Below are 25,815 nucleotides of genomic sequence, written 5' to 3' on the forward strand. Positions count from 1 at the left end.
TAGGAAAATCAGGATTAGGGAATATATGAGTAAGAAACTAACGATTGGGATGTTTGGGTTTGGTGTTGTAGGGCAAGGGTTGTACGATATTATTAAAACGAAGAATTTAAATCTAGAAATCAAGAAATTTGTCATCAAAAATGCGGATAAGCAACGTTCTTTACCTGCTGAATTGTTTACAACGGATGCAGACTCTATATTGGAGGATGATGAAATCAATACCGTTGTCGAACTGATTGATGACGCAGATGCCGCTTTTGAAATTACAAAAAAAGCACTTTCATCGGGTAAAAATGTGGTGTCAGCAAACAAAAAAATGATTGCCACTCACCTGGAAGAGCTAACCGAATTACAGCAGCAATATGGCACATCGTTATTGTACGAAGGTGCAGTATGTGGCAGTATTCCAATCATCCGTAATCTGGAAGAATATTATGATAATGAATTATTGCATTCTATAAGCGGGATTTTCAATGGTTCTTCCAATTATATTCTATCAAAAATCTTCAATGAAGGGCAAAGCTATGAAGATGCGCTTCAAAAAGCTCAAGAACTAGGATTTGCAGAGACCAACCCTATCTTAGATGTGGGTGGGTATGATCCGAAATATAAACTGACTATTGTGGCATCACATGCATACGGTTTGTTTGTGGATCCAGACACCATTTTGAATCTGGGTATCGACAAGCTTAATGACCATGATATACGATTTGCCCGAGAGAAAAATTTCAAAATTAAGCTAATCCCATTTGCCAAAGAAATAAGTAATAGTGAAGTAGTCTTGTATGTTCTTCCACGCTTCATTACGAAAGATAGCATTCTTTATAATGTAGAGAACGAAAACAATGGCGTCCTAGTGAAAGCTGCCTTTGCAGACGAACAGTTTTTCTATGGTAAAGGTGCTGGTGGCCACCCAACGGGTTCTGCAGTGCTCTCAGATATAGCAGCCTTACGCTATGGTTATCGCTATGAATACAAAAAGCATTTGGAATCCCAAGAACTGAAATATGCCACAAATTATGATCTGAAATTGTATTTACGCTACGAAGATGAAGACCTGCTCGAGAATGTAGAGTTCAAATCCATTTCGGAGCGATTCTACAGCGAAAATGCAAAATATGTAATAGGATATATTAGCTTACAAGAAATCATAGCTAAGAGAGATATAATTAATCAAGAAGGTAATTTTTTAGCTGAATTGCCATTTTAAGTTGTTCTATTTTTAACCAAAAGTGTAAAGATTAACTTACCTCACAAATTATAAAATATTAAAACTATTGATTATATTAATCGTTGTTTTATAAAACCATTATATTCAATTATATGAGAAAATTTGGAGGAATAGTTGTCTTATCATTATGGGTTAATTGGGGCTGGGCTCAAGTTCAAGAGCCTGAAAGGGAAGGTTCTTCCGCACCTTATATTATTATAGGAGCCCTATTACTTCTTATAGTTATAATTATGCTTCTCAAAAGACAAAAGCGTAAGTTTAATGAATAAAAAAAGAGGTTGTGATAAGTTCACAACCTCTTTTTAGTTTATAGTCCAAACTTGCTAAGTTTTTCTTTCAATTCACTTTCTGATAATCCAATTTTTTTCGAGGTCATTCCGACATCGCGATTATTCTTATTCAACTTATGAATCAAAAATTTCTCTTCGGCGAAGCTTAAGAAATCACTGTAAGTATCCATTCGATCCAAGTCGATCATCGACGAACCTGCTACTTTGGAATTGTGTGTCGAAACAGATGGATTAGCAAACATATTGACATCACTATCCATTATTTTTTTGTCACTAAGGATAATGAGTCGTTCCACCATATTTCTTAATTCACGGATATTACCCGTCCATGGCAAAGCCTGTAAAGCTTTCATTGCATCCCGTGTGATCTCTTTCGTGGGTATGTTGTATTCCTCACAAATTTCTTCACAGAATGATGTGGCTAATGTCGGGATATCTTCTTTTCGCTCTGCCAAAGAAGGCACATGGATCAAAATAACACTCAGACGGTGGTACAAGTCCATTCTGAAATTACCTTCATCAATTTCCTTAAGTAGATCTTTATTCGTCGCGGCAATGACGCGTACATCCACTGTGATTTCCTTCTCCCCACCTACTCTAGTGATTTTATTCTCTTGTAGCGCACGCAGTACTTTAGCTTGTGCCGACAGACTCATGTCCCCGATCTCATCCAAGAAGAGAGTTCCACCATTTGCCTGTTCAAATTTCCCTATACGCTGTTTTACAGCCGAAGTAAACGACCCCTTTTCGTGACCGAATAATTCGGACTCGATCAATTCTGAAGGTATCGCAGCACAGTTTACCTCAACGAGAGGAGCCGAAGAACGGTTAGATTTCTCGTGCAGCCATCGTGCTACCAATTCTTTTCCAGATCCATTAGCTCCCGTGATTAATACTCTCGCATCTGTAGGCGCTACCTTTTCTATGCTTTCTTTGATAAGGGAGATTCCCTCGGAAGCACCTAAAATTTCTTTAGTCTTTGATACTTTGCGTTTCAACACTTTAGTCTCTTTGACTAAGGTTCCTTTCTCCAACGCATTACGAACCGTAATCAACAGCCGATTTAGATCCAAAGGTTTTTCTAAGAAATCAAAAGCACCCTTACGTGCAGCCTCCACGGCAGTTTCAATAGTACCATGTCCTGAGATCATTATAAAAGGTACGTCCGTGAACTCCTTAGCACTGCTAAGCACTTCCATACCATCCATTTTGTTCATTTTGATATCACAAAGAACAAGATCAATCTTTTCTTTTTTCAGAATATTGAGTCCATCAGCACCATTATCCGCATCCAATACTTTATAATCTTCATACTCTAAAATGTCGCGAAGAGAACTTCGTATCGGTCGTTCGTCGTCTATTATTAAAACTGTCGTCATAGTCTGTGTTGTGTATATTTATCGGCAAACAAAATAAGAAAATAAGCGTGGAAAAACAAAAAGAAGCAAACCTTATAAGCCGGATTCTGTATCCTTTAGCAAGGATTTCTATCATTTATCTAGGCCTGCACTCACGCACAGGCTCAATCAACCTACCCATTACGAGTTCTCCGAAGAGAAAAGGACGAGCAGCCCCTTGAATTCTCGCAACCTATTTGGTTTTTCAACACACGAGGTTTACCGCAATGTATGTCGCCATACAAGGCCGTGAGCTCTTACCTCACGTTTTCACCCTTACCCCATTTGCATAGGGCGGTTTATTTTCTGTGGCACTTTCTGTCTACCCGGAGGCAGCCTTCCCGTTAGGAAGCGTGTCGCTCTTTGTTGCCCGGACTTTCCTCTCTCCGATGAAGGACAGCGATAGAACCAGTTTGCTTCGAGTGCAAAGGTAAGGCAATTATTCCGATTACAACTATATACCCGACTTTTAAAATAAAAATTACGCTTTGCTATCCGAACGATTGCAGTCATCTGACTGTTTATTAATTAGTTGATTACTATTTAAATATTATTGTTATGTTTTTATCTATCGTATTCGGAATTTTATTTATTGCTCTGGTAATATATTTGGTTTTGAGAAAACAAAAGAAAAAATAAGTACATCCCCGGAAAGATGCATAACTATGGGGATATAATATATTTACTCCCCTCAACCTTCCTACATTATGACTTAGTGGAAAGCTAAAATTGTTTTCCTAGCTCCCTTGATTTTCTATCATTTGATTACTTCACTAAAATTAAGGCTCTTAATTAGTGGAAAAATCTTTTCCTATGTCAAGAAATTTGCTGTAAATTTATTCTACTTTAGGCCTTAAATTATAACTGATCACCAATCTATAATCCCATAAAGTATGAAAATTTTCAAATTTATCGTTTTCATCCTATTTGGACTTATGTTTATTAATTCGGGCTTGAACAAATTATTTCATTATTTACCCACTCCAGAATTGAGCGAAGAATTAACAAGAGTCAATCAAGCTTTTGACACGATTGCTTGGCTTTTACCATTAGTGGGTATTGTCGAAGTAATTGGTGGTATCTTAAGTATAATACCACGCACCCGCCCCTTGGGATTAATTATGCTTTTCCCTATTATGATTGGTGTGATGTGTCAACATATTTTTTATGCGCCCGAAGGTCTTCTTTTTGCAGGAGCATTTTTAGTGGTTAATCTGTGGGGAATATTTGAGCATAGAAATAAATACTTATCCTTAATCAATTAAACTAAAACACTTAAATTATGGCAAAAGTACACGCTTACCTCAATTTTAATGGAAATTGCGAAGAAGCTTTCAATTTTTATAAAAAGGTTTTTAAGACAGAATTTACGGGAATGTACCGCTTTGGCGACATGCCGGCTGATCCCAATGCCACAATACCAGATGGAGACAAGGACAAGATCATGCATGTAGGATTAGCTATCAATGCGCATACCTATCTCATGGGATCCGATTGCTTAGAAAGCTTTGGGCAAAAAGTTACCTCTGGTAATTCCATGTTTACCATGCTTGATGTAGAGAGTATAGAAGAAGCGCAGGAACTGTATGAGGGTCTATCAACAAATGCGCAAAATATGGAAATGGAATTAGGCGAAACATTTTTTGCAGAGCGCTTTGCTTCCTTCATTGATCAATTTGGTATTGCTTGGATGATTCATTTCGAAGGCAACAAAAAAATGTAACTTCATTTTACCATTATTCCATATCATTCGATTTCATGCAAACCTATATCGTGCTGCTTCGTTCTGTAAATGTGTCTGGAAAGAACATAATCAAGATGGCAGAATTAAAAGCGCATCTTCAAAAACATTATAACAATGTCCAGACCTACATACAGAGTGGGAATATTATACTTCATTCTTATCGGGAAAAGCATGCTGTACAATCGAAGATAACTACGCTGATAAAACAGTATTTCGAATTGGACATAGCAGTTTTTATATTAAACGCGAATGAACTATCGCTCATCATTAAAAATAATCCATTTGATATCGATTTGGCATCCAACAATGTATATATTACGCTATTGGACCATAAACTGGATGAGGAATTTATACGGAAACTCGAGGAGCTCGATTTGGGTGATGAAAAATATTGGATTCAACGTGACGTGCTCTACTTCTATCTCCCTAAAGGAATGGCCAACTCTAAATTATCTACCCCATTTATCGAGAAAAAATTAAAAGTTATAGCAACGGGACGCAATCTTAATACAATGCACAAGCTGCTCGCCTTAATAAAATAATTATACGTATCATGAAAATTTTGAAAACCATACTAATTGGGCTAGGCATACTCATTGTTATAGCACTGGTGGTGGCACTTATCTTACCCAAAACGTTCCACGCTGGGAGCCACATCCTCGTGAATAAGAACAAGCAAGAGGTCTTCAACTATGTCAAGCAAGTAAAGAAACAAAAAGAATATGACAATTGGTCTCGTCAGGATCCGGATATTCAACAACAATACAGTGGAGAAGACGGTACAGTTGGCTTTACTTACACGTGGAAGAGCAAAAAAGTAGGCGATGGCAAGCAAGTGATCACAAAAGTGGTAGAAGGTGAAAGGGTCGAGATGGACTTGTACTTCAATGATTCAGATCAAGCAAATAAATCCTTCCTAGCGGTAGATTCAATTGGTCCCAATCAGAGTAAGGTAACTTGGGAAATCGATGGAAAAATACCATTTCCCTTTAATGTAGTCACACTTTTCTTTGACATGAATAAAGACTTCCAGCAAGGGCTAGAAAACCTAAAACAGAATCTGGAAAAATAAAGCCAATTTGGCGGAATTAATCTTGCTTAGTACATAGCACACAATCGTTAAATTTGATCTCGGCCCAGCCTGTTTTCATGAATTGACGGATATTCTGGTGATTACTTGCTTCGGGTGTGTCCAATACATTATCCCAATGTTCAGCAAAGAGCCTAAGGGTTTGTTCTTCGTTCAAGCAGTGCAAATGACCCAAATAAAATACGCGAGCACTTCCTTGGTTTTCTTCAGCACTATTGCGGAGATCTCCATTCGAGAAAGCGCTTGGGGTATAGGTGTAATATTCTTCGATGTACGACAAAACATCTTGAAAGACTATTTGTTTATTTTCTAATAATGTTAGTATATTATTGATCATAGACAAATATATTTTAAAAGTATAGAAATGAAACATTCAAGTGTAATATTTTCAGTTTTTATATGCGCAAGTCTTATCAGTTGCCAGTCCTCATCTACGAGTAATGATCGTGAAAGACAGCTGCAGGATAGCTTATCGATGTCCACTGAACATACTTCCCAAACCGCGCTGGATTGGGCGGGCATATATCAAGACACGCTGCCTTGTGCAGACTGTCCTGGGATACTCACAACGGTAAAATTATACGAAGATGAAACCTACTCCTATGTCGCTGAATACATTGATAGGAAAACTGTAGTATTGGATACCGGAAAATTCATGTGGTACAATAATGGGTCTGTGGTACATCTCAAAGGAACTGATATTGATACAAGGTATAAAGTTGGTGAAAATGTATTGTTCCAAGCGGATAGTTCGGGCAATGTAATGGAGAGTGAGATTGCGGAGAAATTAAGTTTGCATAAAGTATTTTAGCAGAAAAGGTTGCTTATGTATTAAGCAACCTTTTCTAATTTGTTAGAATATATAAATCTATTTCTTTCCACCTCTCAAAATCGCAACCAGTAATAAAATAAATACTGCGGCTCCAACAACCCACACCCAAGGTTTTGCGAACCAATTGTCGTCGTCTCGATTTATATCAACATCAATGTCAAGACCTTTATCCTGAGCAAATGCTTGGACAGAAGTGAAAACGAACATCAGTAACCAAATTGATCGTTCCCATAAATTTGTGAAATGCTTTTTCATAATTACTAATACTAAGTTATTAACTATAAATAAAACACGGATTATTATAAATTGTTCTCTCAAAAAGATATTTTAAATATAAACACCATGAACACAGCACTGTACGCCAAAGCATCTATTCAGCTGTCAAAACCTATAAATGAAGTTTTTGAAGCCATCGTGGATCCGGATAAAATCAACAAATATTTTGTAGAGAAAAGTACCGGACACCTGATAGAAAACACAACTATTGAGTGGAAATTTCCTGAATTTGATGACTATTTTCCCATCCATGTAAAAAAGGTCACCGCTCCTACTTATATATCTTTTGACTGGAACGGCGGCTCGGAGGCTATGTTGGTCGAAATATTTTTGGAGAAAACTTCGCCTATGACAACTCTGGTCAAAATCAAAGAAGGTATATTTAATAAGGACGACAATGGAATTCAGCAAGCTATTGGGCAAACCGAAGGCTGGGCAAATTTCTTGGCCTGTCTAAAAGCATCCCTGGAATATGACATTAATCTTCGGAATGGAGCTTTTGATTTTATGAAAAAATAGTTTTATGCATCAGGATTTTCAAAATATTGACGAATACATTGCGCTTCAAGATGCTGCTTTCCAACCCAAACTGCAGGAGCTAAGACAAATTATTCGGGAAGCTGCGCCACCAGAAACTCAAGAAACAATTGCGTACAAAATGCCAACTTTCCGTTATAATGGGAACTTGATCCATTTCGCACAATTCAAAAATCATTTGGGGATATATCCTGCCTCAGAAGCTATTGAAAAATATGAAAAGGAGCTTCTGAAATATAAAACTTCAAAAGGAGCAATTCAATTGCCCAACAATCAGTCTTTGGACAAAAAATTAATTCAAGATATCGTCAGCTTCAATGCGGAAATCTTAGCGAATAAAAAAGATAATAGATGGGGCAGTTATAGAGAGCAGTGGACGGAATTATATGAAAATATGAAACGTCTGATTGAAAATACATCGCTCACGAAAGAATTAAAATGGGGAATGGATATTTATACACATCAGGGTAAAAATGTCCTTAGTTGGGGTGGATTCAAGCATTTCTTTTCCATTTGGTTTTATAAAGGCGTATTCCTCACCGATCCGTATGGCGTATTAGTGGCTGCTACAGAGGGAAAGACCAAAGCATTGCGACAATGGCGATTGACGAGATTAGAAGATTTTGATGCCAACAAGATAATGGAATATATAGATGAAAGTATACAAGCAATCAAATCGGGTAAAGAAATTGTCGCTGAGAAAGGAACTTCTAAACAAATCACAGGCATATTGAAGGACGAGCTACAGAACAATAAAGAATTAAATGCGGCCTTTGAAAAATTAACTCCAGGGCGCCAAAAAGAATATATTATCTACATCGAAGAGGCTAAACAGGAAAAAACTAAACGGGTAAGAATGGAAAAAATAATTCCCATGATTCTCAGCAAAAAAGGACTTCATGATAAATATAAACACTAAATAAAAAATATGGAAAAACAAGTAATACATATCGAAGCGGAAGTGAATGCACCTCTGCAGAAAGTGTGGGACATATACAATTCGGAAGAAGCTATCACACAATGGAATCAACCAAGCCCTGACTGGCATTGTCCTTCTTCCTCAAATGATTTACGTGTCGGCGGTCGATTCAAAAATAGAATGGAAGCCAAAGATGGTAGCTTTGGATTTGATTTTGAAGGAGAATACACCGAAGTCATTCCGTATCAAAAAATTGGGTACAGGATAGACGATGGACGAATTGTTAATATATCATTTAAAGAATTGAATGATCAAACCGTTCTTGAAATTGATTTTGAAGCGGAAGATGAGAATCCCTTAGAAATGCAGAAAGGCGGCTGGCAAGCTATTCTTGATAGTTTTAAATCTTATACAGAAAAAACAGTATGAGCGACGAAAAACCTAAGATTGGGCAATTTTATTGGGCAGATATAACTGTCGAAAATCCTAGTGAGCTAAAAGAATTTTACAAACAACTATTCGGCTGGGAAGCCATGGAATTGCCTATGAAAGACGGCGACGAGGAATATGCGGATTATGTAATGACCATCGACGAGGCATCGGCGGCAGGAGGTATATGTCATCACAAAGGGCCCAATAAAGGTATTCCGCCACAGTGGATTCCCTATTTTTATATTGATGATATAGAAAAAGCATTGCAAGATTGTCTCAATCTTGGCGGCGAACTCATCAAGGAAAATAGAAAAAAAGACGGAACGCTAAGTTTTGTCATCGTAAAATATCCGCAAGGAGCGATTTTCGGAATGGGAAATTTAATATAAGGACGAAGATGGCAGTAAACAAAACACAATATACGGAAGCATGTGTAGGCGATGTAATTGAAGCTGTTGCAGATAAGCAGAAGCGTGAAGACAGTTATGCACTTATCGAACTCATGGAAAAGGCCAGCAAGGAGAAAGCACAAATGTTTGGCCCCAGCATTATAGGTTTTGGTAAATATCAGTATAAATATGATTCAGGACATGAGGGGGAAGCACCACTTATTGGCTTCTCCCCTCGTAAAGCGGCGATATCGTTATATGTTTATTCGGATGGCACAAGTCAGGATCCGTTGCTATCACAACTCGGGAAATTCAAAATGGGTAAATCCTGTATTTATGTCAAGAAACTGAGCGATATCAACTTGGATGTATTGCAAAATCTGATGGATTCGACAATCAATTTTATATCAGCCAAATACACCAGAATCTAACAAAAAAGGCGAAATGTATATTACAAATCGCCTTCATTTTTAATTATTGTTGTTTGATTTATTTCAATAAATCTCTGTACACTCTAGCTTTCTTAAGCTCCGTTTGAATGTCCTTTCTATTTGCATCGTAACTTAATACTTTTTCGTAATCTGCTACTGCTTTTGTGTACGCATCTGTTGCTGCTTGTTTAGAATATCCCGCAGCCCCTTCAGTACCTTTCAAAATACCTAAATCTCTGTACGCTACAGCTCTATTTTGGTACAATTTTGAATCGTTGCTGTTAATAGCTATTGCTTTGGAATAGTCTGCCACTACCGATTGCAACAATTGTTCTTTTTGCGCTACTGATAATTTAGAATCCTTATCCACTGCCAATATATTATTTGCTTTCGCTCTGTAGTACAATGCATTCGCATTCTTAGCATCAAGCGCTACGACTTTACCAAATGTATCTGCTGCTTTTTTGAATTGAGTAGATTGGAATTGAGAATAACCCAATAAATAAAGTACGTTTGGATCATTGGCTTCAGCTGGCAACGCTTTTTCCAAATGAGTCATAGCTGATTTAAAATCACCATCCAACAAAGCCTTTTGGCCCATGCGCACATTAGGGTTCCTGTGTTCTTCTTGTTGTGCTGATGCAGTCAATGTCAAAAGAGCCAAAGCTAAGGTAGAAACACCTACCTTCAACGACTTTAATCCGCTATTTAAATTTGTAAAGTTCATATCTTGAATTTTAATTGTTTCTATTTTATGTTTTGATTACTACGTTAGAGTAAAATTGCCGTAATAAGTTTAAGCCATCAACAAATACTTATAAACATTTCCACATTGTTAAAATACTAATTATTACAACGACATCTTCTTGCTACGGCGAGCACTACTGTCATCCTATCATACGTATGACGAAATAGCAGTGCACGCTGCATATATAGCACAAATGATACCAAAATTTTATTTGGCACTTCCATTGCAATATATTATCTCGCATTATAAATGTTTAAAAATAAATATAAATCTGACATCTTGTCGGAGAAGGAAATAATACATATGAGCAAATTTAACACTTTCGACTTCAATCAAGCTATTCCGATTATAAGTGAGGATACGGAGTTTTTTCCATTGTTGAGTCAGCAAGATGAAGATGAAATGAGCAACGAGGATATACCTGAAGTTATAGCTATATTACCGTTACGTAATACCGTATTATTCCCTGGTGTGGTAATACCTATTACAGTAGGACGCGACAAATCCATCAAATTAGTAAAAGAAGCCTATAAAGGAGACCGCACAATTGGTGTAGTATCTCAAAAAGATATGACTGTTGAAGATCCTAGTTTTGACCAACTTCATAAAATAGGTACTGTCGCTAATATTATTAAGGTATTGCAAATGCCTGACGGAAATACAACGGTCATCATACAGGGTAAACAGCGCTTTAAGCTGAAAGAGATGGTTCAATCTGAGCCCTACCTTAAGGCAAGTGTAGAACGTTATGCGGAGGCAAAGCCTAAAACGAGCACTAAAGAGTTCAAAGCGTTGATCTCATCCATCAAAGAACTGGCACTTCAGATTATTCAGCTATCGCCCAACCTTCCATCAGAAGCTGGCATAGCTATCAAAAATATCGAAAGCCCTACTTTTTTGGTGAATTTCATATCGTCCAATCTAGCCTTAGAACTTCCAGCGAAGCAAGAGCTATTGGAAATGAAAGATTTTGTCAATAGAGCAAAACTTTTGTTGGAACATCTTACTGCCGAAGTACAGATGCTGGAGCTAAAAAACCAAATTCAGCATAAGGTACGCACCGACTTGGATAAACAACAGCGTGATTATTACCTCAACCAGCAACTGAAAACCATTCAGGAAGAATTGGGAGGGAATACACCTGATTTAGAGATTGAAAATCTTAAAATACGTGCCAAAGCCAAGAAATGGCCAGAAGCAGTATATACACACTTCGACAAGGAAATCGAAAAGTTAGCGCGCATTAATCCTGCTGCGGCAGATTATTCGGTTCAGTTAAATTATTTAGAGCTTTTATTGGATTTGCCATGGGGCGAATTCACTAAAGACAAATTTGACATAAACCGCGCGATAAAGATTTTGGATAAAGACCATTACGGTCTGGAAAAAGTCAAAAAACGTATCATCGAATATTTAGCTGTGCTAAAACTCAAAAATGATATGAAAGCGCCTATCCTATGTCTTGTAGGTCCTCCGGGAGTAGGTAAAACATCTTTGGGTAAGTCTATTGCCAAAGCTTTAGGTCGTAAATATACTCGTATGGCATTGGGGGGCGTACGTGATGAAGCCGAAATCCGCGGTCACCGCAAAACGTACATCGGAGCAATGCCTGGTCGTATCATTCAATCGCTGAAAAAAGCAGGAACATCAAACCCTGTTTTTGTGCTTGATGAGATTGACAAATTAGGCGCGGACTTCAAAGGAGATCCATCGTCCGCTTTATTGGAAGTGTTGGATCCTGAACAAAACACAAATTTCTATGATCATTATGTGGAGATGGAATATGACTTGTCTAAAGTCATGTTTATAGCTACAGCCAATTCACTCAACTCCATCCAACCGGCATTATTAGACCGTATGGAAATCATTGAAGTAAATGGCTACACCATAGAAGAAAAAATCGAAATAGCTAAAAAGCACTTATTACCTAAGCAACGCGAGATGCATGGTTTGAGCATCAAAAGCGTAAGCTTATCAAACAAGGTGATCGAAAAAATCATTGAGGAATATACCCGTGAATCCGGAGTACGTGGCTTGGAGAAAAAAATCGGCTCTATAGTACGTGGTGTAGCGACGAGTATAGTCATGGAAAAGCCGCTCACGGCAGGTGTGAATGCTGATATGGTAGAGGAGATATTGGGTGCACCGATCTTTGATAAAGACATATATGAGAACAACGATGTAGCTGGTGTGGTGACGGGTCTTGCATGGACATCAGTAGGCGGCGATATTCTTTTCATAGAATCAAGCCTTAGTCCTGGTAAAGGAAAATTGAGCTTGACAGGTAACCTAGGGGATGTCATGAAAGAATCTGCAGCATTAGCGATGGCTTATCTGCGCTCTCATGCTGAAGATTTCGGCATCAATTATAAAGTGTTTGACACTTGGGATGTAAACGTCCATGTGCCTGCAGGAGCTACACCAAAAGATGGTCCTTCGGCTGGTATTACGATGTTGACTGCATTGACGTCGCTTTTCACTCAACGCAAGGTAAAAGAGAATCTTGCCATGACGGGTGAAATCACCTTACGCGGAAAAGTATTGCCAGTGGGTGGTATCAAGGAAAAAATCCTTGCCGCTAAGCGGGCCAACATTAAAGAGATTATTCTTAGCAAATCCAATAAAAAGGACATCATGGAGATTAAAGATGATTACATCAAAGACATGAAATTCCATTATGTGGCGGATATGGCAGAAGTAATAGAACTCGCTTTACTGAAGAATAAAGTCAAAAATCCAAAGGAGATTGAAAGATTCTTAGGAGAGGCGAAATAAATCATAGCAAACTTACTCAAAGCGTTATCCCTAAAAAGGATAGCGCTTTTTTTATTGACACTATGATGTATATAACTGCAGACGTAGGAAAAGACACTACGGAAATGCACTAAAAATAAAGCAGAATATTTATTAATTAAGAAAAATGAGAAGGGAAAACTATTTGATGGAAATACGCTTCACGACAGTTTCAGCACCAGATGCTACACGTACAAAGTAGAATCCTGGAGATACTTTTTCATTCGTATCAAAAAGGTGATTTTGGTTGCCTTCATCAAGGTTGCCAGTAAACAGAGGTAACACTTCATTGCCTAAGGCATCCATTAATTTAATAGTAACCGCAGATTGCTTCGTTAGTTTGAAAGATACCGAGATCTGTCCTACCACAGGATTGTAAGAAGATTTTACATTGGTGATTAATTTGTCTATATTTTCTTTTTCCATTTCGACTTTTGAAAGCGTTGCCGAAGGCATGCTGGCAGCAAGAATGGAGGATGATGTGATGCTACAAGAAATTAGCGCTAGAGTAAATACTCTAACATTACGCATAATTCCAACTTTTATAGCATGTATAGTCATCATTTATTATATAGACAATTAACAGATGGTAGTGGTTTAACGATTGATACAAATTAATTGATTACACAAAGTTAATGTGATTTGTCGAACAATGTATATAAATATAAATATTTTTTGCCTTATTAACAATTTTTAACAAAATCTTACGTTATCTCGAATATTTAGAATAATTTGGCAGTCAAATTTATATATTATTCAAAGTAAAATAAATGGGTTCCCACCATACGCAACACATAAATCGGCTCAGTGGAGCAGGTTTATTGATTTCACTAGGCATTATATTCGGGGATATAGGTACTTCTCCTTTATATGTTTTCAAAGCTATATTTAACAACGGAATTATTGACAAGGATTTAGTAATAGGCTGTGTATCCTGCGTCCTTTGGACGTTAACGATTCAAACTACAATCAAATACGTTTTGGTTACGTTGAATGCAGACAACAAAGGCGAAGGCGGTATACTGTCTTTATATTCTTTGGTACGTCGCAAAGCAAAATGGCTGATAATACCCGCCATCTTAGGTGCTTCTACACTACTCGCTGACGGAATGATTACCCCCGCTATCACGATTTCTTCCGCTATTGAAGGACTGGCGATTTTTAATCCCGATATCCCTACGGTACCTATTGTTATTGCTATTATCTCCTTTTTATTTCTAATCCAGCGGTTTGGGACATCTATTGTAGGTAGAGTGTTTGGTCCTTTGATGTTGGTTTGGTTTAGTACAATTGCGATTGTAGGATTCAATGCTATTGAACACGCTCCGGAAGTGCTGAATGCCATTAACCCGTATTATGCGGTCTATACCATTATACATTACCCTAATGCATTATTTATTATCGGCGCTATATTTCTATGTACCACCGGAGCGGAGGCGTTATACTCGGATATGGGACATTGTGGCAAAGCAAATATTCGGGTGAGTTGGATTTTCGTTAAACTAACGCTTATACTCAATTACTTTGGTCAAGGCGCTTACCTTATTGCACATCATGGACAATCCATAGGCGAATCCAATCCTTTTTACGCTATTATGCCGGAATGGTTTTTATTCTACGGTATTGCCATTGCCACGATTGCGGCTGTCATAGCTAGCCAGGCCATGATTACAGGCTCTTTTACCTTAATTTCGGAAGCTGTACGTCTGAATATCTGGCCCAAAGTCGCTATCCGATATCCTAGTAATCAGAAAGGTCAATTGTATGTGCCATCCATTAATATGATTTTGTTTGTAGGATGTATGCTTATTATTTATGTCTTTAAAAAATCAAGCAACATGGAAGCGGCATATGGTCTCGCGATTAATCTGACCTTCCTGTCTACAACGATATTAATGATTTATTTTATGTTGCGCAGACGTATCAACAAGGTTTTTATCATTGCTTTTGCTGTTATATACTTTACGATAGAGCTTACCTTCTTGGTGGGCAATGGTGTCAAAATTACGCATGGCGGTTGGTTGACTTTATTACTAGCGGCTACAATTTTCCTTGTCATGTATGCGTGGTTTAGGGCACGTAAGATCAAAAATGAGTTGGTGCGTTTTGTCAATGTCGAACAATATTACCAGGTAATAGACGAATTAAGTAAGGACAGCTCGGTTCCGACATTTGCCTCTCAATTGGTCTATCTCACCAGTGCAAACAACAAGAAGGAAATCGAAGCCAAAATTATCTATTCCATCATTAATAAGAAACCTAAACGCGCAGATGTTTATTGGTTTGTACATGTGGATGTGACCGACACACCGTATGGAAGAGAATATTCGGTAGAACAATTGATCCCTGGCAAGCTGATACGCATTGATTTTAAATTAGGATTCCGTGAAGAACAAAGTATTAGTTTACTCTTCCGAAAAGTAGTCGAAGATATGGTTGCCAATAAGGAAGTGGATATCATTAGTCAATACAACACACTTCGGAAACACAAGATCGCCGGAGACTTCAATTTTGTGGTTTTAGAAAAGGTATTTACCAAAACTTCGGAATTAAATTGGCAGAATCGCATTATTATGGAAATATATCGCATACTACGAAGGTTCAGCTTAAGTGAAGAAAAAGGTTTTGGCTTAGACAGCAGTTTCGTGACTTTGGAACGTGTGCCTCTGAATATTCCGAATACTGAAAAGATACAAATGAATAGAATTCATTAAAAAGTAAAGCGGTAGTACAAATTGTACTACCCGCTTTACTTTTTAGTAAGGTAAAAACTATAATGTATCAAACTATTCAGAGACTGTATTTTCGCGAAGCTTGGAGTGTTTATATCCATACATAAAGTATATAAGTAATCCGATAGCCAGCCAGATAATAAAAATGATCCAGTTGCTAGCACCCAACTCACTCATCAGATACAGATTAATCAGAATACCAGTCACCGGTAAAAGGGAGAAATCATGCTTGAAGGATAGAATACTTAATGTTAACCAGGTAATCCAGAAAACAAGCACCAAAGACTTGTGCAATATGACTTCAGAGGCGCCTAAAGTCTTCCATTCTGCCAAACTGTCTTGACCATATAAATACATCAGTACCAGACCTGCAATAAATCCTAATCCTACCAAATATTTCCCATTCACGTAAGGCACTTTGAATTTCGATTTCTTCGACAAACCCGATTTATCCATGTATAGTACTCCAGCACATACAAGGATGAAGGCAAAGAATGTACCTACAGAAGTCAGATCCACAAAGAAATCCATCTTAAAAAACAACGCTGGAACAGCCACCACAAAGCCAGTTACGATAGTCGCAAAAGAAGGTGTTTTATATTTTGGGTGAATCGTAGAGAATTTCTTCCACAATAGACCATCACGGCTCATCGTCATCCAAATACGCGGTTGCGCTAATTGGAAAACCAACAATGCACTTGTGATTGCAATAACGGATGTCACCGAAATGATTCCTGCCATATTATCAAAACCCACATATTGGAATACGTATGCTAATGGATCTTTTACGTTCAATTCGGTGTAATTAACCATTCCTGTCAGCACCAGGGTGATTAATACATACAATACAGCACAGATCACCAAACAATAGATCATCGCTTTGGGTAAGTCGCGTTGCGGATTTTTACATTCTTCGGCTGTCGTCGATATAGAATCAAATCCAATGAAAGCAAAAAACACTGCAGCTACCCCACTCATCACTCCGCCAAGGCCGTTCGGCGCAAAAGGTGTCCAATTCTCCGGTTTTACAAAGAATACACCACCCAATATAACGGCAAGAATGATCCCCACTTTGATAATAACCATGATATTACTTGCACGCTGTGATTCTTTAATTCCTATATACACCAGCATCGTTACCAATACGGTAATCAATCCTGCCGGGAAATCAAAGATTATAGGCATATCCCCAATTCGAGGAGCTGTTTCGTAAGCCTGAAGGGCAATTCGATCAATACCCGTTAGATTTTCAGCACCCACATCGAGCATTTTCTGATGCGCCTCTATCGCATATCCTGGTGCCATGGTAAGCCATTTGGGGATATGAATCCCAAAGCCCTCACACATAGACACAAAATACTGCGACCACGAAATGGCAACAACCATATTGGATACCGCATATTCGAGCACCAAAGCCCAACCGATAATCCAGGCAAATAATTCACCAAAAGCCACATATGCATAGGTGTACGCCGAACCAGACACAGGTACTGTGCTGGCAAATTGCGCATAAGACAATGCAGTAAATACACAGGCGAAAGCTACAAAAACAAATAGCATCGAAACCGCCGGTCCACCATTGAAAGCTGCTAGTCCGATGGTACTAAAAATACCTGCTCCTACGATGGCAGCGATACCCAAAGATACCAAGTCACGAACGCCCAAAATTTTGGCTAAGCCGCTGCCTTTGGTTTCTGAATCGAGTAATATTTGGTCCACACTTTTCTTTTTGAAAAGCTGATTCTTCATATAGTAATATTTTGGTTAATTAAATACTTAATCTAAATGTTGCGAGATGTAAGCGTATATTTCCATATAATCTTTAAGTTCATCTTTTTGATACGCGTCCAACTGCTGGGCAAGTACCTCAAAATGACGCAGTGAGGGAGTAAAATCCCAAACCCGCTTACAAATATTGAACAATGCATGGGGAATATTCTCCACCTTAGCATAATCAAAGATATATTTTGATGCTACAAATCTATCATAAAATTTGAAAAAACTTTCTTGGTTGTCGATTCCCAAAGCCAGCAAATATTTGCTCAAAAGCGTTCTATCGCTGTGTTCGAGATGCTCATACAGACGATGCACACTTAATAAGTCATTCGCTATAAGCTTATGATCCAAAAGCAATTCTAAACTAATATGAGCCAAAAAAGAAGCCCTCACGGGCAAGTCGGCAACATTGTGCTCGACGATCTTACGAATCTGATGGGTATGGTGGTAGAAATAATCCGAACTATGGAATAGCTTGTCTACTTCCACATGACGACGCCAACCCTCCGTAATGGATTCGCTCTTTATACCCACAGGAAGACTATCTTCAAACTTGTGCAGCTGAAAGGAATAATATTTATCCGCATTCTTCAATAGATCGGGCAAAAGTCCACCCACCACTTGCTCAGAATGAACAGCATAACGCTCGAAATAGTAATGTGACAAAAAATTCAAAATCTACCAATTATACGATTATTTAATCGTAAGATACGGCATAATCTGTTATCTTTGCAATCTTAAAACAAAAAAATAATAATCATATCGTTATAAAATATTCCTTGCTGAATGCTTTATAATACAATTGAAAATCAAAACAAACATTATGAATTTTGTAGAAGAATTACGTTGGAGAGGCATGCTTCAGGATATCATGCCGGGTACCGAGGATTTACTGAATAACGAAAAAGTTTCAGGATATATCGGTTTTGACCCAACCGGCGATTCTTTACATGTGGGGCATTTGACTCAAATCATGACGTTAATCCATTTTCAAAATGCAGGACACAAACCTGTTGCCCTTGTAGGAGGTGCTACGGGTATGATTGGTGATCCATCATTCAAGTCTGCAGAAAGAAATCTTTTAGATGAATCTACATTGAATCACAATTTGGAATGTCTAAAAAACCAACTTTCGAAGTTTTTAAATTTTGGTGACGGCGAGAACGACGCTAAGATGGTCAACAACTACGACTGGTTCAAAGATTTCAGCTTTTTGGATTTTATTCGTGACGTGGGTAAGTTGATCACGGTCAACTATATGATGTCGAAGGATTCGGTAAAGAAACGCTTAGAAGGTGATAACGGATTGTCGTTCACTGAATTTACATATCAATTGATTCAAGGATATGATTTCTATTATTTGTGGAAACACCACAATTGTAAGATTCAAATGGGTGGTTCGGATCAATGGGGTAATATCGTAACGGGTTCGGAGATGATTCGTCGTCAAGACCAAGGTACGGCTTATGCATTGACTACACAGTTGATTAAAAAATCTGACGGACAGAAGTTTGGGAAGACAGAATCAGGTGCTGTATGGTTGGATCCTAAGAAAACTTCACCTTTCAAATATTACCAATTCTGGTTGAACGCTACCGATGATGATGCGAAAAACTGGATTTATATCTTTACGTTACGTACAAAAGAGGAAATTGAAGCGATAATTGCGGAGCATGATGCAGCGCCTCATTTAAGAATTGTACAACGTGCTTTGGCGGAAGATATCACCATCCGTACACACTCGAAAGAAGCTTATGAAACAGCTGTAAAAACTTCAGAGTTCTTATTCGGCAATGGTTCGTTAGAATTCTTAGCGAGCTTAGATCACGAAGCGGTATTGGAAGTGTTTGATGGTGTCCCTCAATTCACAATCAGTAAAGCCGAACTAGCAGAAGGTCTTAACATTTTGGATTTGTTAGCTGTGAAAGCACAAGTATTTGGTTCAAAAGGTGAAGCGAAGAAAATGTTAACAGGTGGCGGTGTGTCATTGAACAAAGAGAAATTAACTGACATTGAATTAGTAGTGAATACTTCTAATTTGATCAATGATAAATACTTAGTTACTCAAAAAGGCAAGAAGAATTATTTCTTGATTATTGCTGAGTAATTATTTGAACATACAAAAATAAAAAAGCCTCAATCATTATCATACTACCCAAATACTGGACAACTGCATAAATGTTTAAATTAGCAGTATAAAATGAAAAAAGAACGCAGGAAATTCAGTGCCAGCTTTAAGGCGAAGGTAGCCATAGAAGCTATCAAGGAACAGCAGACCATTCAGGAACTAGCCGTTAAATACGAGTTGCACCCGACCCAGATCAACACCTGGAAGCGGGAATTTCTGGATAATGCTGAATCGGTTTTTACGACAGAAAAAAGCCCGATAAAAGATGACTCCAAAGAGAAAGAGCTTTATTCCAAGATCGGGGAACTACAGATACAGGTTGATTTCTTAAAAAAAGTATTGGGCAAATGAGTCTTGACGAGAAACGCGGGCTTGTTTGCCCTTCCTATAAGAAAATGAGCGTTTACAGGCAGTGCAAAGTTATTGAGTTACCCCGGAGCAGTTATTATTTTAAACCCAAGGGAGAATCTCTGTTCTGCAGGTTATGAATGCCATAGACCGTAAGTTTCTGAACTGTCCCTTTTACGGGGTAGAGCGCATGACGGACTATTTGAGGCAGGATCTGGGCTATTTCGTTGGGCAGAAGCGGGTTCGTAGGCTGTATAAGCTCATGAACCTGAAAACCATACATCCTAAAAAGAATCAGAGCAAAGCAAACAAGGCAGACTATAAATTTCCTTACCTGCTTAGGAACCTTAAAATCGAAAGGCCTGCTCAGGTATGGCAGGCGGATATCACTTACATCCCCATGTTTAAAGGTTTCATGTATATGTTTGCTATCATCGATGTATATAGCCGAAAGATAATGGGCTGGGACGTATCCAATACAATGAATGCTGAATGGTGCAGGGATGTACTGGTAGATACGATCCAAAGGCATGGTAAGCCCGAGATATTCAATACCGATCAGGGGTCTCAGTTTACATCTGAAGTTTTTGTGAAAGCCTTGCAGAAAAATGAGGTAAAGATATCAATGGACGGCAAGGGTAGGGCGCTGGACAATATCTACATTGAAAGGTTCTGGGGATCGCTAAAAAGAGAGAAGATCTATCTCAATCCACCCAATGGTGGGGTTGACTTGTACAAACAGGTGAAGGATTATGTGCACTTCTACAACACCGAGAGAAGGCACAAGTCATTAGGACGAATAACACCAGATGAAAAGTTCTATCAGGAAATTAAAAATGTATCGTAATTATATCTTAGTTTAGTAAAAAGTTGTCCAGCAAACAGGGAGTATCATAAAAATATATCAACTTGCGTTCTCTTAATTCCTCTTCAGAATAAGTAACTCCTTTATAAGTGGGGGCATCAAAATTACTATCAATTACTTCAATAACTATTTTATCGCCAACTTCCAACTCCCCTCCTTGCCAACTAACATAATTCTCAATATCAGAATCCATACCTCCGACATATAAATTAAGTTCCTCAGAACCATCCTTGCGGTGAACAGCACCTATTATGCAATTTACCACATAATTTTGCTTATCAATTCCTGCCCTCGCTATTTTATCACCATTCAGGCTTACTTCAAATCCAACACTTTTGCTCATAATTCATTTTTAGTTAATAGACCTAAGTTAATAAAATATTCCTTTGTACCTTTGTGTTATGATTAGTAACAGAGAGCTTTTCCTGAAAAATACAGCTCAAACATCGGAAAGTCCCCGACTTATAGAAATCGAAAAAGCCGAAGGTTCGTATTTGTATGGACCGCAAGGACAAAAATATTTAGACTTAGTTTCTGGTTTTAATGTAAGTAACATTGGTCACCGCCATCCCAAAGTAATCCAAGCTATTCAAGGCCAACTTGACAAATATTTGCACGTGACGGTATATGGCGAATTCGTACAAGCACCACAAGTACAATTCGCGACAAAATTATTAGAAAACTTACCTTCTTCATTCGGCTCCGTTTATTTAACGAATTCGGGAGCAGAAGCTGTCGAAGGTTCAATGAAGATCGCGAAACGTTATACTGGTCGCAGACAAATTATTGCTGCTAAAAATGCCTACCATGGCAGCACACAAGGTGCATTAAGCTTGATCGGTGGCACTCAATACCAAGAAGCTTACGCTCCTCTCCTGCCAGAAATTGATTTTATAGAATACAACAATTTACTGGATTTAGACACTATCACAGAAAAGACTGCGGCTGTTATTGTCGAAGCTATTCAAGGTGAAGCAGGGGTTCGCGTTCCGATGGCAGCCTATATGCAGGCGCTTCGCGCTCGGTGTACAGCGGTTGGCGCTTTACTCATCTTTGATGAGATACAAACTGGTTTTGGACGTACGGGTAAGTTGTTTGCGTTCGAACATTTTGACGTGGTACCTGATATCTTGATGCTTGCAAAAGGTATAGGCGGTGGCATGCCGTTGGGCGCATTTGTTGCTCCTAAACATATTATGGATGTGATAAAAGCCAATCCCATGTTGGGGCATATTACGACTTTCGGCGGGCACCCAGTTTCCTGTGCAGCAGCATTGGCATCGCTAGATGTCATTCTGGAAGAAAAATTAATTGAAGACGTAGAGCGAAAAGCAAAACTTTTCCGTCAGGAATTAGCACATCCGAAAATCAAAGAAATCCGCGGATTGGGTTTGATGATGTGTTTGCAAGTAGAGAATTTCCATCAAGTATACAGTGTCAGTAAATATTGTGCAGATCACGGCGTCATGATAGACTGGTATTTGCATTGTGAGACAGCACTGCGTGTAGCGCCACCGTTGACAATTTCTGATGATGAAATCTTGGAAGCCTGTCAGGTAATTTGCACAGCTATTGATAAATTCTGTTAAAATCGATATTTTAGGGTAATAAACCTTAAAATATGAAAGACAGAAGAGTATTTCTAAAACAATCCTTAGCAGCTATCGGTGCGACGGTTATAGGCTCTAATTTGGCCAATGCGGAATCGTTAGCTGCTAAAGAAAATAAAATCGCACTCCAAAAAAACGATATCATTCTGTTCCAAGGTGATTCGATCACAGACCATGGAAGAAGTAGGGATATAGTAGACCCGAATGATGTAGACGGCCTGGGAAAAGGCTACGCTGCACACGCTGCCAGAACGCTACTCCATCAACATGCTTCTAAAAATTTACAAATCTATAACCGCGGTATTGGTGGCCACAAAGTCCCTCAGTTAATCGATAGATGGCAGACCGATTGTGTGGATTTAAAGCCCACTGTTTTGAGTATTCTTATTGGTGTAAATGACTATTGGCACAAACGCAATGGAAATTACAGTGGTTCGGCAGCGGACTATAAATCACAGTATCAAAAATTATTAGATATAACATTAGAAAGTTTGCCGAATGTAAAGTTGATAATAGGCGAACCTTTTGGTGTAAAGAATGTGCAACATGTAGATGACTCTTGGTATCCTGAATTTGGCGACTATCAACGTGTAAGTAAAGAAATCGCTAAAGAGTACAAGGCCTCCTTTATTCCATATCAAAGCATATTTGATAAAGCAGAACAATCAGCTCCTGGCGCTTATTGGGCTTACGACGGAGTACATACTTCTTTGGCTGGAATTAGCCTTATGGCTTCATCCGTTTTGAGTTGTTTTAAGTAAGAGGATTCTTCCGGATTAATCCTTAATACTAAGTTAACATTGGCTTTATATCTTTGCCATGTTAAATTTTAATTTGTATGGAGCACTACCTTTATCTGGTTATTATTACCATCGCCGTCCTAGCTATCATTGACTTGATGGTGGGCGTAAGCAATGATGCTGTCAACTTTCTTAACTCGGGCTTAGGCTCCAAAGCACTTTCTTTCAGGCTGATCATGATACTTGCTTCTGCGGGTATATTATGTGGCGCCTTATTCTCCAGTGGAATGATGGAAATTGCCCGAAGCGGGATATATGTACCAAGCATGTTTAGCTTTAATGATGTCATGGTCATATTCTTGGCGGTCATGATCACCGATATTATCTTGCTAGATGTATTTAATTATTTTGGTCTACCGACATCCACTACTGTATCTATTGTATTTGAATTATTAGGAGCAGCCGTTTGTCTTGCTTTATATAAAATATATACTACAACTGGTGAATGGAGTACATTACCAGAATACATCAACACAGATAAAGCTACAGAAATTGTCGTAAGTATTCTTTTGTCCGTGGTGATATCCTTCACCCTGGGAATGCTTGTTCAATATGTTTCCCGCGTAATTTTCACTTTTCAATTTGAAAAAAGATTAAAGACTTTCGGCGTTTTATTTGGAGGTCTGGCTTTAGCATTAATCTCTTACTTTATTCTGATCAAAGGTCTGAAATCAGTTACGTTTATTAGTAGCGACGTTAAACTTTGGATTACTACCCATGAATTACTCATCCTAGCAGGAAGTTTCGTATTCTTTACTATTCTTAGCTTTATTCTTACGCGACTGAACGTCAATATTCTTAAAGTTATTGTAGGGGTTGGAACCTTCGGTTTGGCACTTTCATTCGCAGGTAATGACTTGGTTAATTTCATCGGCGTGCCTGTAGCTGCTATACAGTCTATTGGTTTTTTCAAGGCAGCTGGGGGTGATCCTAATACGTATATGATGTCCGAATTGGCTTCATCAAATATAGTGGCGCCTATGTGGATTCTTACTGTGAGTGGATTGATTATGCTATTCACATTGTGGACATCTAAGAAAGCGCGTACGGTAATCGAAACAGAGATGAACTTGAGTAGTCAAGATTCATCAAGCGAAAAATTCCAGCCAAACACCTTATCAAGATGGATTGTAAGAGGTTTTGTGAACCTTGGAAATATCCTTTCTTATGTGATGCCTCGCACATTACAGACAAAATTGGATAAAAGATTTGAACAAGCTAGCACGTCGACGAAGCAGAAATCTGATGACGAGCCTATGTTTGACATGGTGCGTGCGTCTGTCAATCTGATGGTGGCAAGTAGCTTAATTGCATTAGGTACTTCAATGAAATTGCCTTTATCAACTACCTATGTTACTTTCATGGTAGCGATGGGTTCTGCATTTGCAGATAGAGCATGGGATAGAGAATCGGCCGTATACCGTGTATCTGGTGTATTCCATGTCATTGGTGGATGGTTCTTTACTGCAGCTTGTGCATTCACAGGGGCGTTTATCATCGCTTATTTCTTAAAAATTGGTGGTATAGTAAGTTTTGTCGTGGCATTGATTGTATTGGCTCTATTATTATTCCAAAATGCACGTAGTCACCGTCGCAAAGTGGCTGAACAAGCAGAACGTAAATTACAGCTCGAGAAGTCCGATATCCGTTCATTACAACAGGTAACTGAAGCAAGTGCTAATCAAATCAGTGAAGTAATTGCCAAATCCAACTTATTCTACAAAGAAGTAGTGGACAACCTGATCAAAACTGATCTGACCAATCTCGCGAAGAATAAAAAGTTGATTAAAAAGCTCAATAAGGATATTGATTCCAATAATGATAATCTATTCAACTTCATTCGAAATCTGGATGACACCTCTGCAAAATCTAGCCGTTATTACATTATGGCACTTGGCTATTTGCAAGATATAGTTGAAAACTTATACATTATAAGTAATAATGCGCTTAATCATGTGGACAATAATCACAAGCCTTTGCGCGAATCAAGAGGTAAAGATTTGCAAATAATCTCTGACCAATTAGGCCTGTGGTACAGTGAAATCTACACGATGTATAAGCGTCTCGAATTCTCGAATATCGAACAGGTGATGAAACAAAGAGATCCTATTCAGAAAACAATTAATATCCTGTTAGACAAACAGATTACAGATATTAGAACTTCGGATTCAAGTCCGAAAAACACAAAACTTTATTTCTCTATTCTCCTCGAAACGAATGAGATGATAAGTTCGACATTCAAGCTATTGCGTCTGCATTCAGAATTCTTGGTATTCAAGCAAGCAAATAATAAATAAAATAATAAAAGGGGCCGTATCAAAACATCAAAAGTTAGATACGGCTTTTTATTTTTTAATCGTCAGCTTCTTTCCTGAGTATTTCCTGAATTTGATATATTTTCCTTGTTTTGGAAAAAAACATTTAAAAGTGCCTATTTAGGCTACTTT

27 protein-coding genes and 1 other RNA gene are annotated in these 25,815 nt (G+C 38.3%); 19 read left to right on the plus strand and 9 right to left on the minus strand.

Going from position 1 to position 25,815, the window contains the following annotated elements:
- The first annotated feature begins 25 nt into the window (after positions 1–25).
- On the plus strand, positions 26–1,210 hold the full coding sequence (locus EDC17_RS03510) for a homoserine dehydrogenase (RefSeq protein WP_132776767.1): 1,185 nt from the start codon (positions 26–28) through the stop codon (positions 1,208–1,210).
- Positions 1,211–1,538: 328 nt separating this feature from the next.
- On the opposite strand, the gene EDC17_RS03515 is transcribed toward EDC17_RS03510, so the two are convergent.
- Positions 1,539–2,900: a sigma-54-dependent transcriptional regulator gene (locus EDC17_RS03515; RefSeq protein ID WP_132776768.1), complete on the minus strand. Its 1,362-nt coding sequence runs from the start codon at positions 2,898–2,900 to the stop codon at positions 1,539–1,541.
- Between the two features lie 59 nt (positions 2,901–2,959).
- Positions 2,960–3,337: RNase P RNA component class A (gene rnpB / locus EDC17_RS03520), an RNA gene on the minus strand.
- Between the two features lie 474 nt (positions 3,338–3,811).
- Here rnpB and EDC17_RS03525 point away from each other — a divergent pair.
- From EDC17_RS03525 to EDC17_RS03540, 4 genes are read left to right on the plus strand one after another with little or no spacing between them, the layout of a single operon-like run.
- Positions 3,812–4,183, plus strand: coding sequence for a DoxX family protein (locus tag EDC17_RS03525; RefSeq protein WP_132776769.1), 372 nt, complete (start codon positions 3,812–3,814; stop codon positions 4,181–4,183).
- 17 nt (positions 4,184–4,200) lie between these two features.
- Entirely contained in the window at positions 4,201–4,641 is a 441-nt protein-coding gene (locus tag EDC17_RS03530; RefSeq protein WP_132776770.1) for a VOC family protein, read from the plus strand.
- Between the two features lie 35 nt (positions 4,642–4,676).
- Positions 4,677–5,204: a DUF1697 domain-containing protein gene (locus EDC17_RS03535; protein ID WP_132776771.1), complete on the plus strand. Its 528-nt coding sequence runs from the start codon at positions 4,677–4,679 to the stop codon at positions 5,202–5,204.
- Positions 5,205–5,215: 11 nt separating this feature from the next.
- Entirely contained in the window at positions 5,216–5,734 is a 519-nt protein-coding gene (locus EDC17_RS03540) for an SRPBCC family protein (RefSeq protein WP_132776772.1), read from the plus strand.
- 16 nt (positions 5,735–5,750) lie between these two features.
- Here EDC17_RS03540 and EDC17_RS03545 read toward each other — a convergent pair whose 3' ends face one another.
- A complete protein-coding gene (locus tag EDC17_RS03545) occupies positions 5,751–6,089 on the minus strand; it encodes a HopJ type III effector protein (protein ID WP_132776773.1) in 339 nt (112 codons plus the stop codon).
- A gap of 27 nt (positions 6,090–6,116) precedes the next feature.
- Here EDC17_RS03545 and EDC17_RS03550 point away from each other — a divergent pair, with 27 nt between their 5' ends.
- Complete coding sequence (locus tag EDC17_RS03550; protein ID WP_132776774.1) at positions 6,117–6,563, plus strand: copper resistance protein NlpE; 447 nt, start codon at positions 6,117–6,119, stop codon at positions 6,561–6,563.
- A gap of 57 nt (positions 6,564–6,620) precedes the next feature.
- Here EDC17_RS03550 and EDC17_RS03555 read toward each other — a convergent pair whose 3' ends face one another.
- Positions 6,621–6,839, minus strand: coding sequence for a hypothetical protein (locus tag EDC17_RS03555; RefSeq protein ID WP_132776775.1), 219 nt, complete (start codon positions 6,837–6,839; stop codon positions 6,621–6,623).
- Between the two features lie 87 nt (positions 6,840–6,926).
- Between EDC17_RS03555 and EDC17_RS03560 the strand changes: the two genes are divergently transcribed.
- From EDC17_RS03560 to EDC17_RS03580, 5 genes are read left to right on the plus strand one after another with little or no spacing between them, the layout of a single operon-like run.
- Entirely contained in the window at positions 6,927–7,379 is a 453-nt protein-coding gene (locus EDC17_RS03560) for an SRPBCC domain-containing protein (RefSeq protein WP_132776776.1), read from the plus strand.
- Between the two features lie 4 nt (positions 7,380–7,383).
- Entirely contained in the window at positions 7,384–8,316 is a 933-nt protein-coding gene (locus tag EDC17_RS17000) for a DUF1801 domain-containing protein (protein WP_132776777.1), read from the plus strand.
- 9 nt (positions 8,317–8,325) lie between these two features.
- A complete protein-coding gene (locus EDC17_RS03570; RefSeq protein ID WP_132776778.1) occupies positions 8,326–8,745 on the plus strand; it encodes an SRPBCC family protein in 420 nt (139 codons plus the stop codon).
- Entirely contained in the window at positions 8,742–9,137 is a 396-nt protein-coding gene (locus EDC17_RS03575; RefSeq protein ID WP_132776779.1) for a VOC family protein, read from the plus strand. The genes EDC17_RS03570 and EDC17_RS03575 overlap by 4 nt, the downstream gene beginning before the upstream one ends.
- 8 nt (positions 9,138–9,145) lie before the next feature.
- On the plus strand, positions 9,146–9,568 hold the full coding sequence (locus EDC17_RS03580) for a DUF1801 domain-containing protein (protein ID WP_132776780.1): 423 nt from the start codon (positions 9,146–9,148) through the stop codon (positions 9,566–9,568).
- Between the two features lie 58 nt (positions 9,569–9,626).
- Here the strand turns inward: EDC17_RS03580 and EDC17_RS03585 are convergent, their stop codons facing one another.
- Positions 9,627–10,295 carry a CDC27 family protein gene (locus EDC17_RS03585; protein WP_132776781.1) on the minus strand — a complete coding sequence of 223 codons (669 nt, stop codon included), beginning with the start codon at positions 10,293–10,295 and terminating at the stop codon, positions 9,627–9,629.
- A gap of 324 nt (positions 10,296–10,619) precedes the next feature.
- Here EDC17_RS03585 and lon point away from each other — a divergent pair, with 324 nt between their 5' ends.
- On the plus strand, positions 10,620–13,091 hold the full coding sequence (gene lon / locus EDC17_RS03590; protein ID WP_132776782.1) for an endopeptidase La: 2,472 nt from the start codon (positions 10,620–10,622) through the stop codon (positions 13,089–13,091).
- Positions 13,092–13,250: 159 nt separating this feature from the next.
- Here the strand turns inward: lon and EDC17_RS03595 are convergent, their stop codons facing one another.
- Complete coding sequence (locus EDC17_RS03595; protein ID WP_165894357.1) at positions 13,251–13,640, minus strand: T9SS type A sorting domain-containing protein; 390 nt, start codon at positions 13,638–13,640, stop codon at positions 13,251–13,253.
- Positions 13,641–13,879: 239 nt separating this feature from the next.
- Here EDC17_RS03595 and EDC17_RS03600 point away from each other — a divergent pair, with 239 nt between their 5' ends.
- Positions 13,880–15,823 carry a KUP/HAK/KT family potassium transporter gene (locus tag EDC17_RS03600; protein ID WP_132776784.1) on the plus strand — a complete coding sequence of 648 codons (1,944 nt, stop codon included), beginning with the start codon at positions 13,880–13,882 and terminating at the stop codon, positions 15,821–15,823.
- A 72-nt stretch (positions 15,824–15,895) separates the two neighbouring features.
- Here EDC17_RS03600 and EDC17_RS03605 read toward each other — a convergent pair whose 3' ends face one another.
- Positions 15,896–17,590: an amino acid permease gene (locus tag EDC17_RS03605; protein ID WP_132776785.1), complete on the minus strand. Its 1,695-nt coding sequence runs from the start codon at positions 17,588–17,590 to the stop codon at positions 15,896–15,898.
- Positions 17,591–17,617: 27 nt separating this feature from the next.
- Positions 17,618–18,292, minus strand: coding sequence for a hypothetical protein (locus EDC17_RS03610; protein ID WP_132776786.1), 675 nt, complete (start codon positions 18,290–18,292; stop codon positions 17,618–17,620).
- Between the two features lie 148 nt (positions 18,293–18,440).
- Between EDC17_RS03610 and tyrS the strand changes: the two genes are divergently transcribed.
- The 3 genes from tyrS (at position 18,441) to EDC17_RS03625 (ending at position 20,940) form a co-directional block, all read left to right on the plus strand.
- Positions 18,441–19,724, plus strand: coding sequence for a tyrosine--tRNA ligase (gene tyrS / locus EDC17_RS03615; RefSeq protein ID WP_132776787.1), 1,284 nt, complete (start codon positions 18,441–18,443; stop codon positions 19,722–19,724).
- A 93-nt stretch (positions 19,725–19,817) separates the two neighbouring features.
- Entirely contained in the window at positions 19,818–20,096 is a 279-nt protein-coding gene (locus EDC17_RS03620; RefSeq protein WP_132776788.1) for a transposase, read from the plus strand.
- 133 nt (positions 20,097–20,229) lie between these two features.
- Positions 20,230–20,940, plus strand: a complete 711-nt coding sequence (locus tag EDC17_RS03625) for an IS3 family transposase (protein WP_132776789.1) — start codon at positions 20,230–20,232, stop codon at positions 20,938–20,940.
- A 7-nt stretch (positions 20,941–20,947) separates the two neighbouring features.
- On the opposite strand, the gene EDC17_RS03630 is transcribed toward EDC17_RS03625, so the two are convergent.
- Positions 20,948–21,301 carry a hypothetical protein gene (locus EDC17_RS03630; protein WP_132776790.1) on the minus strand — a complete coding sequence of 118 codons (354 nt, stop codon included), beginning with the start codon at positions 21,299–21,301 and terminating at the stop codon, positions 20,948–20,950.
- 58 nt (positions 21,302–21,359) lie between these two features.
- On the opposite strand from EDC17_RS03630, the gene EDC17_RS03635 reads away from it, so the two are divergent.
- The 3 genes from EDC17_RS03635 to EDC17_RS03645 all read left to right on the plus strand — a co-directional run bounded on the left by EDC17_RS03635 (position 21,360) and on the right by EDC17_RS03645 (position 25,665).
- Positions 21,360–22,547, plus strand: coding sequence for an aspartate aminotransferase family protein (locus EDC17_RS03635; RefSeq protein WP_207895654.1), 1,188 nt, complete (start codon positions 21,360–21,362; stop codon positions 22,545–22,547).
- A 32-nt stretch (positions 22,548–22,579) separates the two neighbouring features.
- Entirely contained in the window at positions 22,580–23,329 is a 750-nt protein-coding gene (locus tag EDC17_RS03640; protein WP_132776791.1) for an SGNH/GDSL hydrolase family protein, read from the plus strand.
- A 77-nt stretch (positions 23,330–23,406) separates the two neighbouring features.
- Positions 23,407–25,665: an inorganic phosphate transporter gene (locus EDC17_RS03645; RefSeq protein ID WP_132776792.1), complete on the plus strand. Its 2,259-nt coding sequence runs from the start codon at positions 23,407–23,409 to the stop codon at positions 25,663–25,665.
- The last annotated feature ends 150 nt before the right edge of the window (positions 25,666–25,815 follow it).

It is taken from the genome of Sphingobacterium alimentarium (genome assembly GCF_004342685.1).
GTDB lineage: Bacteria > Bacteroidota > Bacteroidia > Sphingobacteriales > Sphingobacteriaceae > Sphingobacterium > Sphingobacterium alimentarium.

Coding starts and splice junctions, on each gene's coding strand:
- EDC17_RS03635 (WP_207895654.1), top strand. CDS start 21,360: ATGATTAGTAACAGAGAGCTTTTCCTGAAAAATACAGCTCAAACATCG.
- EDC17_RS03640 (WP_132776791.1), top strand. CDS start 22,580: ATGAAAGACAGAAGAGTATTTCTAAAACAATCCTTAGCAGCTATCGGT.
- EDC17_RS03625 (WP_132776789.1), top strand. CDS start 20,230: ATGAATGCCATAGACCGTAAGTTTCTGAACTGTCCCTTTTACGGGGTA.
- EDC17_RS03555 (WP_132776775.1), bottom strand. CDS start 6,839: ATGAAAAAGCATTTCACAAATTTATGGGAACGATCAATTTGGTTACTG.
- EDC17_RS03585 (WP_132776781.1), bottom strand. CDS start 10,295: ATGAACTTTACAAATTTAAATAGCGGATTAAAGTCGTTGAAGGTAGGT.
- EDC17_RS03600 (WP_132776784.1), top strand. CDS start 13,880: ATGGGTTCCCACCATACGCAACACATAAATCGGCTCAGTGGAGCAGGT.
- EDC17_RS03530 (WP_132776770.1), top strand. CDS start 4,201: ATGGCAAAAGTACACGCTTACCTCAATTTTAATGGAAATTGCGAAGAA.
- EDC17_RS03575 (WP_132776779.1), top strand. CDS start 8,742: ATGAGCGACGAAAAACCTAAGATTGGGCAATTTTATTGGGCAGATATA.
- EDC17_RS03595 (WP_165894357.1), bottom strand. CDS start 13,640: ATGCGTAATGTTAGAGTATTTACTCTAGCGCTAATTTCTTGTAGCATC.
- tyrS (WP_132776787.1), top strand. CDS start 18,441: ATGAATTTTGTAGAAGAATTACGTTGGAGAGGCATGCTTCAGGATATC.
- EDC17_RS03570 (WP_132776778.1), top strand. CDS start 8,326: ATGGAAAAACAAGTAATACATATCGAAGCGGAAGTGAATGCACCTCTG.
- EDC17_RS03510 (WP_132776767.1), top strand. CDS start 26: ATGAGTAAGAAACTAACGATTGGGATGTTTGGGTTTGGTGTTGTAGGG.
- EDC17_RS03535 (WP_132776771.1), top strand. CDS start 4,677: ATGCAAACCTATATCGTGCTGCTTCGTTCTGTAAATGTGTCTGGAAAG.
- lon (WP_132776782.1), top strand. CDS start 10,620: ATGAGCAAATTTAACACTTTCGACTTCAATCAAGCTATTCCGATTATA.
- EDC17_RS03525 (WP_132776769.1), top strand. CDS start 3,812: ATGAAAATTTTCAAATTTATCGTTTTCATCCTATTTGGACTTATGTTT.
- EDC17_RS03580 (WP_132776780.1), top strand. CDS start 9,146: ATGGCAGTAAACAAAACACAATATACGGAAGCATGTGTAGGCGATGTA.
- EDC17_RS03645 (WP_132776792.1), top strand. CDS start 23,407: ATGGAGCACTACCTTTATCTGGTTATTATTACCATCGCCGTCCTAGCT.
- EDC17_RS03630 (WP_132776790.1), bottom strand. CDS start 21,301: ATGAGCAAAAGTGTTGGATTTGAAGTAAGCCTGAATGGTGATAAAATA.
- EDC17_RS03550 (WP_132776774.1), top strand. CDS start 6,117: ATGAAACATTCAAGTGTAATATTTTCAGTTTTTATATGCGCAAGTCTT.
- EDC17_RS17000 (WP_132776777.1), top strand. CDS start 7,384: ATGCATCAGGATTTTCAAAATATTGACGAATACATTGCGCTTCAAGAT.
- EDC17_RS03540 (WP_132776772.1), top strand. CDS start 5,216: ATGAAAATTTTGAAAACCATACTAATTGGGCTAGGCATACTCATTGTT.
- EDC17_RS03620 (WP_132776788.1), top strand. CDS start 19,818: ATGAAAAAAGAACGCAGGAAATTCAGTGCCAGCTTTAAGGCGAAGGTA.
- EDC17_RS03545 (WP_132776773.1), bottom strand. CDS start 6,089: ATGATCAATAATATACTAACATTATTAGAAAATAAACAAATAGTCTTT.
- EDC17_RS03515 (WP_132776768.1), bottom strand. CDS start 2,900: ATGACGACAGTTTTAATAATAGACGACGAACGACCGATACGAAGTTCT.
- EDC17_RS03605 (WP_132776785.1), bottom strand. CDS start 17,590: ATGAAGAATCAGCTTTTCAAAAAGAAAAGTGTGGACCAAATATTACTC.
- EDC17_RS03560 (WP_132776776.1), top strand. CDS start 6,927: ATGAACACAGCACTGTACGCCAAAGCATCTATTCAGCTGTCAAAACCT.